We start from the raw sequence: 17,116 nt of genomic DNA on the forward strand, positions 1-17,116 counted from the left end.
TCCTATGCATCTGAATATTCAAATTCTAAAGTCTTATCTATTCCGCAGCTTAGCACTGTTTGGCCTGTGCCTGATGCCGGTGCTGGTTTCAGCAAAGACCATTATGATTCTGGGTGACAGCTTAAGTGCGGGTTATGGTATTCAACCTGAACAGGGTTGGGTCAATCTGTTGCAAAAACGTTTAAACCAACAGTATCCGAAACAGCATAAAGTGGTCAATGCAAGTGTGAGCGGTGAAACCACCAGCGGTGCACTGGCACGTCTGCCTAAACTGCTCCAGACCCACAAGCCACATATTGTCGTGATTGAACTGGGTGGTAATGATGGCCTACGTGGTCAGCCGCCACAGATGATTCAGAAAAATCTGGCAAATCTGGTTCAGCAAAGTCAGAAAGCCAAAGCAAAAGTCATTCTTTTTGGCATGAAAATGCCGCCAAATTATGGTCAAAGTTATACAAAAGCTTTTGAAAATAATTACAAGGTGGTGAGCCAGCAATATAAAGTGAAATTGTTACCATTCTTTTTGAATGGGGTAGCAGGAAATAAAAACTTGATGCAACAGGATCTGGTACATCCAAATGCCAAGGCACAAAGTATCCTGTTAAACAATGCTTATCCATATATTAAAGGCGCCCTCTAAGGCGCCTTTAATATCATTCATTCTTAAATTCAAATTAGAAATCAAAAAAGGTGACTTCACCAGTTTCCAGTGAGTATTCAGCACCCACCACCAGTAATTTGCCTTGTGCAATGAGATTTTCCAGTACTGCTGAACCATGACGTAACTGGTTCACAGAAGCAAATACATTCGAACGTACTGCATGCTTAGACAGTTTGTTCAGGTCATCCTTCAGTTCAGTCTGCATTAGAATTTCAACTGATGGACGTACACGGTTAACAATTGACATCAGATTTGCAGATGGCGGAGTTGCCGGATTGGTTAGTGCTTCAATCGTAGAATGAATTGCGCCACAATGGGTATGACCCAAAACAATGACTACAGGACAACCAAAGCTTTCTGCAGCAAACTCAACACTACCAACCTGAGACGGCGCGACAATATTCCCTGCTACGCGAATGACAAACAGATCACCCAGACCTTGGTCAAATACCATTTCTGCTGGCACACGTGAATCTGAACATCCTAAAACAATAGCAAATGGTTCCTGACTTTCTGCCATTTCAGCACGTTGCTGATGCGATAATAATTTTAAATGCTGCGTTTCACCGTTGACAAAGCGTTGGTTACCCTTTTTAAGACGTTCTATAGCTTCCTGAGCTGTGAGCATTCGTGTTTACCACCGTTGTTTTAAGTTGCAATATTTTAATCCTCTGATTTATGAATGTCACTTGCAAAAAATCAGCTTGTCTAAATTTCTATCAGTAGACCTGTATCACACTAATATTTCAATTTTAATCAGAGTTCACATGAAAACTGAATTTTTTTCACTTATGTGGATAACTTATTGGTGACATTACTTCACAATTATTTACAATAGAAATAACTCTATGATTTTATCCGAACAAGGTGGATTTGCTTCAGGATAAAACTGTTTTGAACAGTACACTGGATGCAAGACAAGGAATGTGACGCCATGATAAGAAAATTAATAAAGCGCTCAAAATTACTCTGCGCCATGACTCTAATATTAGCCCCAAGCTTCAGCACACTAAGTCAGGCCCAAGTCAGTTTTCCTACGCGTGCTCAGCCAGGCAATAATATTCTTAGCCAGTATCTGGTTCAGGAACGGCTACAGGCGGGTCTGAAAAGCAAAACGCTGAAAGTCGGTCATATTTCCTGGAGCTATAACGAGGGCGGGAATGTCAATAAACCCTCTATTTTACTGATTCATGGTCTGGCGGGCACCAAAGACGACTGGAATCGTGTCGCACGGTTTCTTACGCCTTATTATCATGTGATCGTTCCAGATTTACCCAATAATGGTGACACCCGTACACCCGCAGATTTTGATTTCTCAGTACCGAATGTAACCTCTCAACTGCGTATCTTTCTGGAAGCTTTGGATGTCGATGAGAATCTGCATGTTGCTGGACATTCTCTAGGGGGGTCGATTGCCACAGTTTATGCTTCTCAATATCCTTTCGATACGCAAAGCCTGTTCTTACTGAATAGTGCCGGAATCTATAAAAACGCCAATACGCGCTATACCCGTGATCCATATGCTTTAAAGAACCTGATTGTAAGCAAACCGGGAGATCTGGAAGATGTCAGTCATAAACTGATGCAGCATCCGCCTGCTCTCTCAGATCAGTTAAAACACGCCCAGGAAAAACTGCTGATTTCCCGTTCCGAGCAGACCAGCAAAGCTATTGATCAAATTGTCATGCTGAGCCGGATTTATACCCCGGAAACATTTGCTCGTTTGACCCGTACTGTAGAAGCACCAACGTTGATTTTATGGGGTAAGCAGGATCGTATTATTAATGTTGAAGTAGCTAAAGAGCTGCACTCTCTATTTAAACGTGCCGAAACACCAGTGATTCTGAACAATGTTGGTCATATACCGATTCTTGAAGCAGAAAGACAGGTTGCACAGTATTATTTACCTTTTCTTGCAAAGACACAGACCCTAAAAAATCCACTTGCTGATAAACTCATCCCTTTAAATTAACTTTTAGAATCAATATGCAGAAACACCCGATGATTGAGCAATTGATCGAAGCTCAGCTTGACTTTCTAGATCAGTCATTTGCTCAATCTGAAACGATTCAAAATGAGTTTCAGACTTTTTATCTCTGGTTCCGCAAACAGACCCTGAAAGATCTGTGGAGTCCAATGCAAATTAACCTGCTATTGCAAAAACAAATATTAGGCACAGCAGCCAGCTCTTTTTTGATTGAACAAATTGCAGAACATATCCGTTTTGCTTTGGTCCATCCTGCAAATGACAACACCAAGATTGCCGATGTGATTCCTGTACTGACCATTGATAAGATTGCTCAGTATGTCGCAAGTAAAAGTGGTCATCGTCAGCGCCTGATCAAGAAAGTAGTGAGTAATCCGGCCTTCTCTGCCATGATCAGCCAATTGATCCAACATTCAATTCAGGATTATCTGGACAACTCGGTGATTGCCAAGAGTGTACCGGGCGTTTCCCGCTTCATGAAAATGGGCAAGTCTGTACTGGAAAATGTCACTGATACCAGTCTGGACAATACCATTGCCAAATACTTGCAAAAGAATATTCTGAAGCTTGGCCAGTTGAGTGAAAATATCCTGAACCAGCATTTTGATGATGAAAAACTCTATCATTTTCAAGCAAATCTCTGGCATAAAATCAAAGACATGCCTCTGTCCGTATTAAAGAATTATATTGAAGTACAAGACCTGACCCAGACTGTGAATTTGGGCCATGAGATCTGGGATCACATGCGCCAGACCGATTATCTGCAACAGCAGATACAGGATGGCGTACATGCCTGGTATGTCCGTAATCAGGAACACACTTTTGATTTGCTACTTCGTGATCTGAATATCAATGAGTCGCTGATTCAACATGAACTGAATGCCTTGCTGACACCGATTATTCAGCAGATGATTTCACAAGGCTATTTACGTGAACGTGCACGCCAATATCTGGAACAGTTTTATTATTCCAAAAGTACACTGAATATCTTAAAGATTGAAGTATAAAAAAAGCCGCTTCACGCGGCTTTTTTTATACTCACAGATTTAGAATTTTGCATTTAAGCTGATACCGTAACGACGACCATCTAATAATTGGTCACCATCAATATCTTCTGCTTTTTCATCCAGCAGATTATAGACCCCAAATTTACCTGTCAGGCTCGGGCTAAATTTGTAGTTAAAACCAAGGTCTATAAATTGATAGCCTGGATTCGGCTGGGCTATAGAGGTACGACTCAGGTAAGCAGATGTTTCAGAACGATGGTGCAAGCGGCTCCATACATTTAATGCATCGCTTAATTCATAATCTACCCCGATATTGAACATATGTTCTGGCATCTGGTTCAGTGGCTGACCTTTAAAATCACCCGACTTAAACTCGGAATCTGTATAAGTATAATTTGCAGTTAATGTCGTATAGTCATTTAAAGTAGCTTCTAAAGTAGCTTCCACACCACGAATTTCTGCTTCATCCACGTTAATACGCTCACTGATGAAGTAAAACGGCGTGTCTCCTTCGAAACATGTCCAGTTTTGCCAGTTATTTCGGTTTGTCGTTGTACCATCGGTATCGGTTTCACAGGCACGCACTTCGGTAATACGGTCTTCATATTTAGTGATAAAGCCGGTAATAGAAGTACTGATATAATCATTTTTCCAGTTGAAGCCCAGTTCAGTAGATAGACTCGATTCAGGTTCTAAATCCGGATTCGCACGAATGATGCCACGCCCTGTTGGTAATGGTGAACCGCTACCACCGGTAACACTATAGAAACCTTCAGTGGCTGCACGAATATCAGGTTGTTTATAACCTGTAGCTACACCGCCTTTTACAACAAAATTATCATTTATAGCGTACACCCCATACAGACGTGGTGATAAATGACCACTATAGTTTTCATCATGGTCATAACGTAGGCCGGCTGTTAAATCGAAACGATCTGTCATGCTCCAGGTATCTTCCAAGAATGCTGCAGCAGACCATCGCGTCAATTCACTAAACTCAGGTGAATTCGGATTACGGTTAGTGGCTTTATCCTCGAGCTTTTCATCTTTAAAATATCCACCAAATGATAAAGTATGGTCACCCAATAACAAATTCCATTGACTGTTAGCAGTCCAGGTATCCAAGGTAATTCCTTTGGTACCCAGTTCCGTATTGCCTCGATCCGGATTTTTTGAATTTTCATATTGAATATATGATGAACTGTCCAAGTTATCGTTATAACGGCCATTATGAGTTACTGAATAAACATTACGATAATTGCGCGAAAACGAATCTGCAGCACCTTGAGCGGGTGCTACCGTTTTACCGACTGAAGTCGTAGATTCCTGTTGTACAAAATTGGCTTCAACTTGCACATCATGATCATCATTAATCGCATAGGTCAAACGCGAGTTTAAGCTTTCACGCTCGGTGCCACGGAAGCCGCCAACATAACGATCTTCATTACGTTCCTGCTTATTGACTGCCAGTTGCAAGCCAAGCTTATCTGCAATTAAAGGACCGGTAAGATATACAGAACCATTTTTGATATCACCTGAGCGGTTACTATCCTGAATGATGGTCCCTAACTCAATATTGCCAGACCATTCATCAGACACTTTTTTGGTAATGATATTGACTACCCCGCCCATGGCGTCTGTTCCATAAAGAGTTGATGCTGGACCACGGATAATTTCAATACGTTCAATTGCGGCAATTGGTGGCAGGATATTTTTTTCAAAACCACCGTCATCACCATTTGGGTTCACATCTTTACCATATTGACGCTTACCATCTACTAGAAACAAGGTGTAATTTGAGCTCATGCCACGAATACTGATGGTCTGTGCAGAACCTGCACCTGAAACTACGACCCCTGGCGTATTACGCAATACATCGGTAATGTCGTTATATTCACGCTTTTCTAATTCTTCACGATCAATGACCGTAATGGATGCAGGTGCTTTAGCCAGGTCTTGTTCATAACCTGTTGCAGTTACCACAATCGTTTGCAGTTTCGCAGCTTCAACTTGTGGAGCACCAACTTCTACTGCAAATGTATTGCCCGCCATTGCCGAGCCGATTGCAAAAGCTAACGTCGATTTCAAAAACGGTGTGTTCATACTCTATTTACGCCCCAAAAGTAGATTTATGAAGAAATATTGATGGAATTGTGACGCATTGTATCAAATGTTACTCTAAATACAATTAATATTGATAATTATTATCATTATTAAATACAAATAAAAAAAGACCTCAATATTTGAGGCCTTTTTTATAAGCTAAATTTTATTCGCTACTTACTTGAAGTATGCACCTTCAGCCTGACTATGGTCAGTCTGGTCAACCACACGTGCAAGTTCAGGAACGTGCTGTTTCAAAGTCGTTTCAACGCCTTGTTTCAAAGTCACGTCAATTGCTGAACAGCCCTGACAACCGCCGCCAAATTTAAGTACAGCAGTCAAACCGTGTTCAGGATCTTCAACCACTTCAACCAGTGCACAGTTACCACCATGACCTGCCAGACCTGGATTAATTTCTGACTGAAGCACGTAAGTAATACGCTCTTCTACAGAGGCATCAGGACCTACACGTGGCACTTTAGAGTTTGGTGCGCGGAAAGTCAGCTGACCACCAAAACGGTCTTTGTTGTAATCAATTACTGCATCAAGCAAATAAGGAATAGATGGAGTATCGATGTACGCAGGGAATTCTGGATAATCCTGTTTGTAATCTGTCGGTACAACTTCATCTGGTGCACTATAAGCCATGCAACATTCAGCGCGCGGTGTACCCGGATTTTCCACGAAAACGCGTACACCAATACCTGGTGTATTTTGCTTTTCCAGTAGATCCTTTAAATACTCTTGTGCAGTCGGTGTAATCAATAGATTTGGAATTTCTTCTGTAACTGCAGTGCTGCTGTTCTCAGTCGACATAACAATAATTTCCTCAAGCTGAAGCTGCCATTTTAACTGAAGATGCGGGGTAAATTTAAAATTTCAACTAAAATTGTCGGATTTATTATAAAAGTACTACTTAAATGTCAGAATAATGGCAAGATTAGGGATCACTACTTCAGAATTAGAACTGCCGTCTATGCTGCATTTACCCTTTAATCATACCGTTACCCTTATTCTGATTACCTGCATCATCTCTTTTATTGCCTTTTCCAAAGAGCAGGTCATGAACCGTTTGATTTTCTGGCCACCAGCAATTCAACGTGGTCAATATGACCGTTTTATTTCGCATGGCTTTATTCATGCAGATGGCACACATCTACTGTTCAATATGATTACGCTGTTCTTCTTTGGCAGTATTATCGAGAGCTTTTATCGCCAGTATCTTTATGATCTGGGCTTTGTCCTGTTCTATCTGGGTGGTCTGATTGCAGCCATTATTCCGAGTTATCTGCAAAATAAAAATAATCCACGCTGGGCAAGTCTGGGTGCCTCGGGTGCAGTATCAGCAGTATTATTTGCCTATATTCTGTTTGAGCCATGGAAACTGATTTTCGTGTTTTTTATTCCTGTGCCAGCCATTATTTTTGCAGTACTTTATGTCGCTTATAGTGTCTGGTCTGGCAAACGTGGGAACAGCAATATCAATCACAGCGCCCATCTTTGGGGGGCGGCTTATGGTGTGATTATGACCATTATCCTGGAACCTCGACTTATTGCACACTTCCTGAATAAACTGGCTCAACTCCCCTTCTAGATTCTTTCATTCATCAAGGGTACTGAGAATTAGTTTTTAAACGAGTGATGATAAGGAAGCCATATGCTTCCTTTTATTTCGAAACATCTCGTAATAATTTTAAAAGTCAGGATGTCATATATTGCCAACCTTGGAGTGGATTTTGCAGTGATAATGTATACATCTGTATATTAATTGCTGTAAATCACGAGATATTTTGCATGTCCAATTCCCCAGACGGTCTTCAATTCCCTATTTCTGCTTCACAACAAAAACCTAGCACTTCAAAAATTGGCCGCACTATCATTTCTGAAGCCTTAAACGCTGTTGATCCTGTACATGCCAGCGCAGCTCAACAGGAAAAAAACTGGCGTAAGCAATATCCGGTTCATTTTAAACATCTAGTTGAAGACGGCCTGCGCTCTCCAAGTGCAGCACTGAATATTGCCCAACAAGGTCTGGAAACAGCGCATGCCAGTTTTGAATATTACCGTGATGGCCAGAAGCATCTACTTAAAGATGTAATGTCTTTACCTGCGCAAAACCTGAGTACCTTTCAGCTGAAAGGTCAGTCTGAAAAAGCTCCTGAATGGTATGTGCCTTATCATGGTAAAAAATTGCAGGGACAAGCCCTACTGGACCAGATCCAACTATGGGAAGAACGTGGTATCGTCGAGCCAAGTCATGCCCATGCCCTGCGTGAATGTATTGCTCACCCGGAATGGTTTGATCTGTCAGATCGTACCACGGTGCTGTTCGGTGCTGCTTCTGAAGCAGGTCCACTGACCTGGTTATCTAAATGGAAAGCCAATATCGTGGCAATTGACCTGCCAAATACCCGTATCTGGAGCAAGATTCTGGATACGGTAAGTGAAGGTAATGCTACTTTATATGCGCCTTCAGCTGAAACTCTGCCAGCGGATACTTCAATTGAAATTCTAAAAGAAAAGCTCGGTGCCAACCTGCTGACGCAAATTCCAGAAATTGCCCAAGGGCTGATTCAGTTCGAGCAAAACCTGGATCTGGCAGCAATCGCCTATCTGGATGGTGAAAAACATGTGCGTGTTTCCATGGCAATGGATGCAATCATGAAACACGTTAGCGAGCAGAAAGCCAATACCAGTTTGATGTATATGTGCACGCCAACTGACGTCTATGCTGTGCCAGAAGAAGTGGTTCAAGCATCACAAAGCAAATACCAGCAACTGTCTAAATTGGAAAGCACTTTGACCAAAGGTATTTCGCTAATCTCACGCAAATATTTCTTTAAGAAAAATGCACAAGATTTATTCAAAGTTGCTGATCAATCCTATGGCATATGTGACTGTCTGGTCGTTGAACAAGGCCCGAACTATGCGCTGGCAAAACGCATCCAGCAATGGCGTGCGACACTGGCACGTGCCAATGGCCAACGTGTCAGTATTAATATCGCACCTTCTACAACCACTTATTCTGTAACCAAGAATCCGCTGCTTAAAGCTGCGTTTAATGGTGCCAGCCTGTTTGATGTCGAAGCTTTTGCACCGGAAACTACCAATGCGATTATGGCAGCCTTATGGATTCATGATCTGCGTAATCCGGAGTCTGTTGCTAATCCAGATGTAAAACTGAATCATCCACTTGAGCTGATGATGTCTGGTGCAAATCATGGTGGTTTATGGCGAGTGGCTTATCTGGCACGTACTGCACTGCCTTTTGCGGCGCTGTATGGTTTTGCGACGGATAAGTTGCCGAAAGGATTGTTAGGCAAGTTGAAGAAATAATAGTAATCGCTCTTTCCTGTCCAAGTTTTTAAAGCACTACACAGGTATTGGTGAGAAAAAGTTTTTTTACTTTTCCCTCATCCCAGCCCTCTCCTGAGCAAGTTTTAAAGCACTGCTTTTAAAACGAAGTACAAGTGAGGGTCAGGGAGAGGTTATTCTCTACTTAAATCACTCTATTTAAATATAAAGCTCTTCCTCTCTTTTTAGGAGATGAGCATCCTTAGAATATATTCCGAGTGCGAAAGGGAGAGGTAAAAATCACCAATAAAAAACGCTGCCGAGGCAGCGTTTTTTAAATCAAATTTTCTTAGAAAACTTTTAACAGTACCCAGTACAAACCACCTGACAGACAGATCGTTGCTGGCAGTGTGAACACCCAGGCAGACAGAATCGTTTTCACCATCTGGAAGTTCAGGCCAGACTTGTTCGCTACCATCGTACCTGCAACCGCAGAGTTCAGGACATGAGTCGTTGATACCGGCATACCGAAACCGTCTGCAGCAGCAATTGTAGTCATGGCTACCAGCTCGGCAGACATCCCCTGACCATAAGTCATATGTTGTTTACCAATACGCTCACCTACAGTCACTACAATACGTTTCCAGCCCACCATGGTACCTAGACCAAGTGCCAAAGCAACTGCCACTTTTACCCAAGTCGGGATGTATTGCAGGAATGAATCCAGGTTATCACGATAGTCGTCAACTGTTTTTTCCTGTGCAGCAGTCATCGCAGGTAAAGCTTCTGCTTTATCCAAGCGTTTAAATGCTGTGGTGCTCAAGTACATGTCATTACGGAATTCTGAAACTTGCGCCTCAGGCACATCTTTAATGTTCGTGTATGAACCTACTTTTTCACCCAAATGATCCGTTAAGCTTGCCAATGCTGGTACAACTTCAGCATTTAACTCTTTAGTCTGAATATATTTGGTAATTACGGCACGTGCCTGCTCATCCGAAATATCATCATGCTGTGGATAGATCACATCAGCAGTTTGAGCAGATAACTGACCGAAAGACTGGATATGCTGTGCATCAAGATTCTTGTTTAACGAGTATGCCAAAGGTACACAACCGATCAAGATCAGCATGATCAGGCCCATACCTTTTTGACCATCATTTGAACCGTGGGCAAAGCTTACGCCAGTACAGGTAAAAATCAGAATGGCACGAATCAGTGGTGGTGGTGGCTTGTTACCTTCAGGTGGCTTAAACAGTTCTAGCTGCTTTCTGAAGATTTTTTTCACCAGCAAGAACAGGATTGCAGCAAAAGCAAAACCGATCAAAGGCGAAAATAACAGCGCCTTACCGACTTTCATCACCTGTTCCATGTCCACACCGGAAGCACCGCCACCTGCGTTGAGCAGATAGTTCATGATGCCCACACCCAGAATCGAACCAATCAGGGTATGTGAACTCGAAGCAGGAATACCCAGGAACCAGGTGCCCAGATTCCAGAGAATCGCGGCGATCAGCATGGCAAAGACCATGGCAAAACCGGCCCCTGTACCCACGTTCATAATCAGTTCAACAGGAAGTAATGCAATGATCCCGTAAGCAACGGCACCGCTGGCCACCATTACCCCAAGGAAATTACAGAAACCTGCCCACATGACTGCAACCGGTGCAGACAATGCGTTGGTATAGATTACGGTGGCAACCGCGTTGGCTGTATCGTGGAAACCATTGACGAATTCAAAGCCCAGCGCAATAAATAGCGCTGTGGCTAAAAGAATCATCGAATACAGACCGATTGCTGGAACATGCGCCAGATCTGAAGTCAACTGAAAGCCGATATAAATCAGCGTAGAAATAATTACAGTCAGAAACACCGGCATAAAAAATTTCGGTGTTGGCACATGAACATTAGTCGACTTATGTGAAGGCGACTGATGGGCTGAACCTGAGGGAGTTTGATTAGAATTCATGCAAGCAGGAATAGAGGATTCAAGAATCCCCATATTGTTCAGTTTAATTGTGACAATTATATGACAAAGCGCCGTCATATAGACCAATTTTTTAGACTTTCTTGCTGCCGTTCATCCTAAAGCTACATACTATCAATATTAAAATTAAAAAATAAAAATCAATAATTTATTTAAATAGAAACCGTTTATCCACTCAACTTCATTCATGTTTTGCAATAAAATTGATCATTTTCTCAGAACTGTCATCTTCCTGAGCCTGTCACAATTGACTCTATATTGCCCCAGCCATATGACACTTTCATGAAACTCATTTATATTTTATTTTCGGTTCAATTCCTACATAACTGACTTAGGGCTTTCTGTTTTCTATCTGTTTTCAGCTTTCTATGTACAGTTCAGTTTGCTTATCAGATTTTCATATCAGCCATATCCAGCATTCTGAATAATGGCTACAGAAAACTGCGCACTAATCTGTTAAGATTATTACCGTTTTTGATGCTTACTGAGAAAGTCTGAATGTCCACACTTGCCACCCTGAAAGAACTTCTTGCCAAAAGAATTTTAATTATCGATGGTGCGATGGGTACCATGATCCAACGCCATAAATTGGAAGAAGCCGATTATCGGGGTGAGCGTTTTGCTGATTGGGCATATGACCTTAAAGGCAACAACGACCTTCTGGTTTTAACACAACCACACATTATTCAAGGTATCCACGAAGCGTATCTTGAAGCGGGCGCTGACATTATTGAAACCAATACCTTTAACGGTACGCGTGTTTCAATGTCGGATTACCACATGGAAGATCTGGTACCGGAAATTAACCGTGAGGCAGCACGTCTTGCCAAAGAGGCCTGCGCGAAATATTCAACCCCTGAAAAACCACGTTTTGTGGCAGGTGTAATTGGTCCGACTTCACGTACCACCTCTATTTCACCAAACGTAAATGATCCTGCATTCCGTAACATTACTTTTGATGCATTAAAAGTCGACTATATCGAATCGACCAAAGCACTGATTGAAGGTGGTGCGGACATCATCCTGATCGAAACAGTATTTGATACCTTGAATGCCAAAGCTGCCATTTTTGCGGTAAAAGAAGTGTTTAAAGAAATTGGTTATGAATTGCCAATCATGATCTCAGGTACGATTACCGATGCATCAGGCCGTACATTGACCGGTCAAACCGCTGAAGCGTTCTGGAATTCAATGCGTCATGCAGAACCGATTTCAATCGGCTTTAACTGTGCGCTGGGTGCAGATGCGATGCGTCCACACGTAAAAACCATATCTGACGTTGCTGATACTTTCGTTTCTGCACATCCAAACGCAGGCTTGCCAAATGCGTTTGGTGGTTATGATGAAACCCCTGAAGAAACGGCTGCATTCATTAAAGAATTTGCAGAAAGTGGCTTGATCAATATCACGGGTGGTTGCTGTGGTACGACGCCAGATCATATCCGCGCAATTGCACAAGCGGTTGAAGGGATTGCTCCTCGCCAGATTCCTGAAATTGAGCCTGCATGCCGTTTAAGTGGTTTAGAACCATTTAACATCACCAAAGATTCATTATTCGTGAACGTCGGTGAACGTACCAACGTAACCGGTTCTAAAAAATTCCTTCGTCTAATTAAAGAAGAAAACTTCACAGAAGCTTTAGACGTTGCCCGTCAACAAGTTGAAGCCGGTGCGCAGATCATCGACATCAACATGGATGAAGGTATGCTCGATTCACAAGGTGCGATGGTGCATTTCCTGAATCTGATCGCATCTGAACCTGATATTTCACGTGTGCCCATCATGCTTGATTCTTCAAAATGGGAGATCATTGAAGCAGGTTTGAAATGCGTGCAAGGTAAAGCGGTTGTTAACTCGATTTCCTTAAAAGAAGGTTATGACGAGTTTGTAGAACGTGCCCGCCTCTGCCGTCAGTATGGTGCTGCGGTGATCGTGATGGCCTTTGATGAAAATGGTCAGGCGGATACTGCTGAACGCAAAAAAGAAATATGTAAGCGTTCTTACGATGTGCTGGTGAATGAAGTCGGCTTCCCATCCGAAGACATCATCTTTGACCCGAACGTGTTCGCGGTGGCAACCGGTATCGAAGAACACAATAACTATGGCGTAGACTTCATTGAAGCAACAGGCTGGATTAAACAAAACCTGCCAAATGCAATGGTATCAGGCGGGATCTCCAACGTGTCGTTCTCATTCCGGGGTAACGAACCTGTTCGTGAAGCGATCCATGCAGTGTTCCTGTATCACGCGATCCAGAAAGGCTTGACCATGGGGATCGTCAACGCAGGTCAGCTTGCGATTTACGATGATATCGATGCAGAACTGAAAGAAGCTGTTGAAGATGTGGTCTTGAACCGTAATCAAGGTGAAAGCGGTCAGGAAGCGACTGAAAAATTACTGACTATTGCTGAAAAATACCGTGGTCAAGCAGGCGCACAAAAAGCCGAAGAAAACCTGGAATGGCGTAATGAAAGTGTTGAAAAACGTCTTGAATATGCATTGGTGAAAGGCATCACCACGTACATTGACCAAGATACTGAAGAAGCTCGTTTAAAATCTGCCCGTCCTTTAGATGTCATTGAAGGTCCATTGATGGCGGGCATGAACGTGGTCGGCGACCTGTTCGGTGCGGGTAAAATGTTCTTACCGCAAGTGGTAAAATCTGCACGTGTGATGAAGCAGGCTGTGGCTTGGTTGAACCCGTTTATTGAAGCGGAAAAAACCCAAGGCGAAGCCAAAGGTAAAATCTTGCTTGCAACGGTAAAAGGCGACGTACATGACATCGGTAAAAATATCGTGGGCGTGGTACTTGGCTGTAACGGTTATGACATCGTTGACCTTGGCGTAATGGTGCCATGTGAGAAGATTCTACAAACGGCCATTGATGAGAAAGTGGACATCATCGGTTTGTCTGGTTTGATCACTCCGTCATTGGATGAAATGGTCTTTGTTGCCAAAGAAATGCAACGTAAAGGCTTTAACATTCCACTGATGATTGGTGGTGCGACCACATCGAAAGCACATACTGCGGTGAAGATTGCTCCGCAATATCAAAATGATGGTGTGTTCTATACGGCTGATGCCTCTCGTGCTGTAGGTGTAACCACACAATTGCTTTCTGCCGAAATGAAACCACAATTGATGGCAGACTATGCAGCGGATTATGAAAAAATTCGTACTCGTTTAGCCAACAAGCAACCGAAAGCTGCGAAGCTTTCTTATGCTGAGTCAGTTGAAAATGGCTTTAAAATCGACTTCGACAAGAATGCACCAGTAAAACCAAACTTCATTGGTTCTGAAACATTCACCAACTATCCTTTAGAAACCTTGGTGGAATACTTTGACTGGACACCGTTCTTTATTTCATGGAGCCTGGCGGGTAAATTCCCGAAAATCCTTGAAGATGAAGTGGTAGGTGAAGCAGCGCGTGATTTGTATGAACAAGCGCAAGCAATGCTGAAAGACATCATCGAGAATAAACGTTTCGATGCGCGTGCAACCTTTAGTATCTACCCTGCCAACCGTGTCGCAGCGGATACCGTTGCGGTGACGGATGAAGCTGGCAATGTAACCCATACTTTCGAGCATTTACGCCAGCAGTCTGACAAAGTGACTGGTAAAGCAAACTACTCTTTGGCTGACTTTATTGCACCTAAAGATGTGACTCAGGATTATCTGGGTGGCTTTACTGTATCGATCTTCGGTGCAGAAGAGCTGTCTCAGGAATATAAAGCCAAAGGTGATGACTATAATGCAATTATGGTTCAAGCCTTGGGTGACCGTTTTGCGGAAGCCTTTGCAGAGCATTTACATCAGCGTATCCGTAAAGAGTTCTGGGGCTATCAGGCAGATGAAACTCTGAACAATGATGAATTGATCAAAGAGAAGTATGTCGGCATCCGTCCTGCACCGGGCTACCCTGCTTGTCCTGAACATTCTGAAAAAGCGCCATTGTTTGACTGGTTAGGTACTACTGAGAAGATGGGGACTTATCTGACTTCTAGCTTTGCGATGTGGCCACCTTCATCAGTGAGCGGTTTCTATTATGCGAACCCTGAAACTGAATACTTTAACGTGGGTAAAATCTCTGGCGACCAGCTGGAAGATTATGCGAAGCGTAAAGGTTGGACCTTGGATGAGGCGAAACGTTGGTTAGCGCCGAATTTGGATGATTCAGTGGTTTAACTGAACATACAGAATATTTAGAAGGTCTTCCTAAAATGGGAGATCTTCTGAATTTAAATGTTGTTTAAAAATATCTAAAGATAAATTTTCAAAAAATATTCTTGCGGTCTGTTTCATAGGAATTAATTTTTCTATATCAATTTTTGGATTTCCTAATTGTAATCCAGTATTAAGTGTCTTTAAGATTCTTTCTTGAGCAAGCTGATCAATACAAGGATCAACTATTAATAATTTCAAATTTTCATTCTTTATGAGAGCTTGTTGTATTAATTTATTAATATGATCATCACTAAAGCTGTATCCCACTATTACTATAAACTTCAGATTTGAATGTAATGAACAACGCCTAAGTTCATATATACTAAACAAATAAGGATCTAAAGATTTCATCTTCATCATTGTACCAAAAATCACTTGAGGATCTTGGGGTATAGATGCAGATGTAATTAATTCTCCCTTTTCATTTCTTTTCCAATTAATGGATCCATGCAATTTATATAGATATGCATCTACATTACTTTCCAAAGGTAAATCAAACCTATCATATGACCAAATACAAGTCTCAAAATCAAAACCAGATTCTAAATAATAAGAATTTTTCTTAAAAGCTTCTTCAACACAAATATCGTAATTTAATGAAAATATTCTTATTGGAAAACTCACCTCACGAGATAAACTACCTATAGCACAATAATAAGATGATATATTATAGTTATCCAAAGTTACCCATTCATATAATGAGTTACGAATCATTTCGTCTAACTTATCTACTATTTCAAAGTTTTCCCCAGAAGTCTTAATAAGCTGATTAGACCAATTCCCAATAAATGGATATAAAATATTCTCTTGTTTTTGCTTTAAAGACTCTATTACATTCAAAATATCCTCAATACTAACAACACTAGAGGGGTTAAATTCTCTTAATCCTCGCTGATATAGAATTGAACTTTTTAGTAATAAATATAGCTCTTTTTCTTTTAAGTACTTTTCCCCTGATAAAATTCCCTCAAACTTGGAAACCATTTTTCCTGCATGAGGTATATTTGAATCAACACTAGCTCCAGCTCCTAGCACAAAAATAATACTTTCACTATCTAAAATTTCAATACTATTCATTTATAAAAACCAAGGTATATTAGTTTGAATTAAACTAAGCTCTGAAAGCTCTTCTTCTTTTCCATATTCATAAAGTAATGCGACAAAATTAGCTATATTTTTAGAATAAACCAAACTTACAGGTAATGAATTAGAATTGAATCCATGCCAATTTGCATTTGAAAGTTTGTATATATCATCTAGATAATCAATCTGATTTTCACCTTCAGAGGGATATAATAATTCAATATCTAAAGGCTTAGAGGGGCGATTGGATATTTTTTCATTTCCAATACAGCCATCAGCCCATAGAAGTGTTTTCTGAGTATCAACAGAAAAAATACTTCCTTTCTTTACAATGCAATCATTGCGATCAAGAGAAAACCCTATATATTTTTTCGACTTACTGACTTTTAATATCAATAATTTGATGTCTCTATTAAATATCTCCTTTATTATTTCTTGAATTTTTGTCATTTCATAATAGGATATTCTTGTTGTTATGTGAAAGACGATTGCATTATATCTGTTCTGTATAAATTTTTTATTAATTGATATCAAGCTTTCTCTTAATTGATTAAAGTAACTTTCTTTATTTTTAGAAAATGATAGAGACATAGAAAAATTAAATACTCCCGATGAATCACTACAAACTGCATATGCATAGAACGGCAGAGTAAAACTTGAAGTGCGACATAAACCACCTAATTAATTTAAAGGGTTTATGGAGTATATAAAATTGTCATACCATCATCTTAACTTTGAAGATCGTACTGCATTAATGCTTGAGTCAAGAA

12 protein-coding genes are annotated in these 17,116 nt (G+C 41.2%); 6 read left to right on the top strand and 6 right to left on the bottom strand.

The genetic code is table 11. The features are described 5' to 3' along the window. Positions 1-73 precede the first annotated feature (73 nt). Positions 74-640 carry an arylesterase gene (locus tag C3420_RS04960; protein ID WP_372510645.1) on the top strand — a complete coding sequence of 189 codons (567 nt, stop codon included), beginning with the start codon at positions 74-76 and terminating at the stop codon, positions 638-640. Between the two features lie 34 nt (positions 641-674). Here the strand turns inward: C3420_RS04960 and C3420_RS04965 are convergent, their stop codons facing one another. After that, positions 675-1,289, bottom strand: a complete 615-nt coding sequence (locus tag C3420_RS04965) for a carbonic anhydrase (protein ID WP_004810892.1) — start codon at positions 1,287-1,289, stop codon at positions 675-677. A gap of 306 nt (positions 1,290-1,595) precedes the next feature. Between C3420_RS04965 and C3420_RS04970 the strand changes: the two genes are divergently transcribed. After that, a complete protein-coding gene (locus C3420_RS04970) occupies positions 1,596-2,633 on the top strand; it encodes an alpha/beta fold hydrolase (RefSeq protein WP_004810894.1) in 1,038 nt (345 codons plus the stop codon). A gap of 14 nt (positions 2,634-2,647) precedes the next feature. After that, positions 2,648-3,655: a hypothetical protein gene (locus tag C3420_RS04975; protein WP_103800730.1), complete on the top strand. Its 1,008-nt coding sequence runs from the start codon at positions 2,648-2,650 to the stop codon at positions 3,653-3,655. Between the two features lie 39 nt (positions 3,656-3,694). On the opposite strand, the gene C3420_RS04980 is transcribed toward C3420_RS04975, so the two are convergent. Beyond that, complete coding sequence (locus C3420_RS04980) at positions 3,695-5,758, bottom strand: TonB-dependent receptor domain-containing protein (RefSeq protein WP_103800731.1); 2,064 nt, start codon at positions 5,756-5,758, stop codon at positions 3,695-3,697. A gap of 177 nt (positions 5,759-5,935) precedes the next feature. Further along, positions 5,936-6,574 carry a Fe-S biogenesis protein NfuA gene (nfuA, locus tag C3420_RS04985; RefSeq protein WP_004810902.1) on the bottom strand — a complete coding sequence of 213 codons (639 nt, stop codon included), beginning with the start codon at positions 6,572-6,574 and terminating at the stop codon, positions 5,936-5,938. Positions 6,575-6,734: 160 nt separating this feature from the next. Between nfuA and C3420_RS04990 the strand changes: the two genes are divergently transcribed. Both C3420_RS04990 and C3420_RS04995 read left to right on the top strand, forming a co-directional pair. Then, complete coding sequence (locus C3420_RS04990; protein WP_103800732.1) at positions 6,735-7,352, top strand: rhomboid family intramembrane serine protease; 618 nt, start codon at positions 6,735-6,737, stop codon at positions 7,350-7,352. 200 nt (positions 7,353-7,552) lie between these two features. Further along, positions 7,553-9,094 carry a hypothetical protein gene (locus tag C3420_RS04995; protein WP_103800733.1) on the top strand — a complete coding sequence of 514 codons (1,542 nt, stop codon included), beginning with the start codon at positions 7,553-7,555 and terminating at the stop codon, positions 9,092-9,094. 307 nt (positions 9,095-9,401) lie between these two features. On the opposite strand, the gene C3420_RS05000 is transcribed toward C3420_RS04995, so the two are convergent. After that, on the bottom strand, positions 9,402-11,021 hold the full coding sequence (locus tag C3420_RS05000; RefSeq protein WP_103800734.1) for an inorganic phosphate transporter: 1,620 nt from the start codon (positions 11,019-11,021) through the stop codon (positions 9,402-9,404). Between the two features lie 516 nt (positions 11,022-11,537). Here C3420_RS05000 and metH point away from each other — a divergent pair. Next, a complete protein-coding gene (gene metH, locus C3420_RS05005) occupies positions 11,538-15,224 on the top strand; it encodes a methionine synthase (protein ID WP_103800735.1) in 3,687 nt (1,228 codons plus the stop codon). A gap of 30 nt (positions 15,225-15,254) precedes the next feature. Here the strand turns inward: metH and C3420_RS05010 are convergent, their stop codons facing one another. Both C3420_RS05010 and C3420_RS05015 read right to left on the bottom strand, forming a co-directional pair. After that, complete coding sequence (locus C3420_RS05010) at positions 15,255-16,340, bottom strand: SIR2 family protein (protein ID WP_103857224.1); 1,086 nt, start codon at positions 16,338-16,340, stop codon at positions 15,255-15,257. Further along, positions 16,341-16,937 (bottom strand): hypothetical protein, encoded by a 597-nt coding sequence (locus C3420_RS05015; protein WP_103857225.1) that lies wholly within the window; start codon positions 16,935-16,937, stop codon positions 16,341-16,343. Positions 16,938-17,116 lie beyond the last annotated feature (179 nt).

The sequence above is a fragment of the Acinetobacter sp. ACNIH3 genome (assembly GCF_002918965.1).
In the GTDB taxonomy this organism is placed as follows: domain Bacteria; phylum Pseudomonadota; class Gammaproteobacteria; order Pseudomonadales; family Moraxellaceae; genus Acinetobacter; species Acinetobacter schindleri.